Origin of the sequence: Cryobacterium fucosi (genome assembly GCF_004403515.1) — a bacterium.
Taxonomy (GTDB): Bacteria; Actinomycetota; Actinomycetes; order Actinomycetales; family Microbacteriaceae; genus Cryobacterium; species Cryobacterium fucosi.
In genome coordinates this window covers 1-2,045 of sequence record NZ_SOHH01000105.1, presented here as the reverse complement: position 1 = coordinate 2,045, position 2,045 = coordinate 1, and the positions used below count along the sequence as shown (strand labels likewise).

Sequence of the window (2,045 nt, the reverse complement as noted above, 5' to 3'; positions counted from 1 at the left end):
CGACCGGCTCGGCGCCGGGACGACCGGCGGGGCGGTGGCCCACTCGGCGCCCGCGCCGGTCACGGCCCGCCGCACCGCGGCCGGCATCGTGCTCGCCAACGGCCTCGTCGCCGTGACCATCGACGCCGACGGGCTGTTCCCCTCGCTCCGCGACCTCGCCGCGGGCCGCGAACTGATCCCGGCCGGACAACGCGGCAACCTGCTCCGGCTGCACCGGGACACCCCCACCCAGTGGGACGCCTGGGACATCGACCGGCACTACAAGCGCACCGCGACCGGCCTCACCGCGGCGGATGCCGTCGAGGTCGTCCTGGACACCGCCGATGTCGCCGAGGTGCGGGTCAGCCGGGCGTTCGGCGCCTCGCACGTCGTGCAGCTGATCTCCCTGGCCGCCGGTGCGCTGAGCATCGACCTGGCCTTCAGCATCGACTGGCACGAGCGGCAGAAGCTGCTCAAGCTGTCGTTCCCGCTCGACCTGCACGCGGAGCGTGCGGCATCCGAGATTCAGTTCGGCCACGTCTACCGGGCCACGCACGCGAACACGTCCTGGGACGCCGCCCGCTTCGAAACCTGCGCGCACCGCTGGGTGCACGTCGGCGAGCCGGGCTACGGCGTGGCCGTCGCGAACGACTCCACCTACGGCCACGACATCACCCGGGACACGGATGCCGCCGGCCACAGCGCCACGACCGTCCGCCTCTCGCTGCTGCGCGCGGCCGTGTTCCCCGACCCGACGGCCGACCAGGGCGAACACGCCCTGCGGGTCTCCCTCCGGGTCGGCGCCACGATCGGCGACGCGGTCGCCGAGGGATACCGGCTCAACCTGCCGCTCCGCACCGTGGCCGGGGTAGCGGCCCAGCGGATCGACCCCCTGTTCGACGTCGACAACCCCGCGGTCGTGATCGAGGCCGTCAAACTCGCGGAGGACCGCAGCGGGGATGTCGTGGTGCGGCTCTACGAGGCGCACGGCGGCCGGGCGGCGGCGCGGGTCATCCGTCACTTCGACGCGACCGGCGTCACGGAGACCGACCTGCTCGAGCGCCCGCTCGAGGAGCCGCGCGCCACGTTCTCGGCCGACGGCGATGCCCTCACCCTCGAACTGCGCCCCTTCCAGCTGGTGACCCTCCGCTTCGCCCGCTGACCCGTCCACTCTGTTCCCGCAGCCGGTGGTCGGGCGCAGCCGGTGGTCGGGCTTGTACTCGGTGGTCGGGCGCGGCCGGTGGTCGAGCTTGTCGAGACCCGGTGCGGTGATTTCGACAGGCTCAATCACCGGTGGTCGAGCTTGTCGAGACCCTGTACGACCGAGGGGGCTAGACGAGGAGCTGGTGCTTGGCGAGCTCGCGGTAGAGGGGAGTGGAGGCGACCAGTTCGGAGTGGGTGCCGGTTCCGATGACCCGGCCGTGGTCGAGCACCACGATCTGGTCGGAGTCGACCACGGTCGAGAGCCGGTGCGCGATCACGATCAGCGTGCGGTTCACGGCGACGGCGTCGATCGCGGCGCGCATCATCTGCTCGTTGACCCCGTCGAGGCTCGACGTCGACTCGTCCAGCAGCAGGATCGGCGGCGCCGCGAGCAGCGCCCTGGCGATCGCAAGGCGCTGGCGTTCGCCGCCGGACAGCATGACGCCGGACTCGCCGACCGCCGCGCCGAGCCCGGCCGGGTCGCGGTCGAGCACCTCGCCGAGGTTGACGGCGTGCAGGACGGCGATGCATTCCTCGTCGGTCGCGTCCGGCGTGGCAAGGGTGAGGTTGTCGCGCAGCGACCCGGCGAGCACGGGCGCGTCCTGTTCGACGTAGCCGATCTGGGAGCGCAGGGCCGTGCGGTCGAGGGTGCGGATGTCCAGCCCGCCGAGGCGCACAACGCCGGCGTTCGGGTCGTAGAACCGCTCGATCAGGGCGAGGATCGTGCTCTTGCCGGCGCCGGATGGCCCGACCAGGGCGGTGCGCAGCCCGCGCGGGGCGCTGAACGAGACCCCGCGGAGCACCGGCCGCGGCTCGGCGGGCTCGGGCGCGGCCGCGGGGACGGCAGTATTCGCCGGCGCATG

General features: G+C 73.0%; 2 protein-coding genes. One reads left to right on the top strand and one right to left on the bottom strand.

Annotation, left to right across the window (positions count from 1 at the left end):
- The coding region (locus E3T48_RS15015; protein WP_241986851.1) for a glycoside hydrolase family 38 C-terminal domain-containing protein at nt 1-1,141 on the top strand (1,141 nt) is incomplete at its 5' end.
- A 169-nt stretch (nt 1,142-1,310) separates the two neighbouring features.
- On the opposite strand, the gene E3T48_RS15010 is transcribed toward E3T48_RS15015, so the two are convergent.
- Nucleotides 1,311-2,045 (bottom strand): ATP-binding cassette domain-containing protein (locus E3T48_RS15010; protein WP_134524840.1); only part of this gene is annotated, 735 nt, incomplete at its 5' end.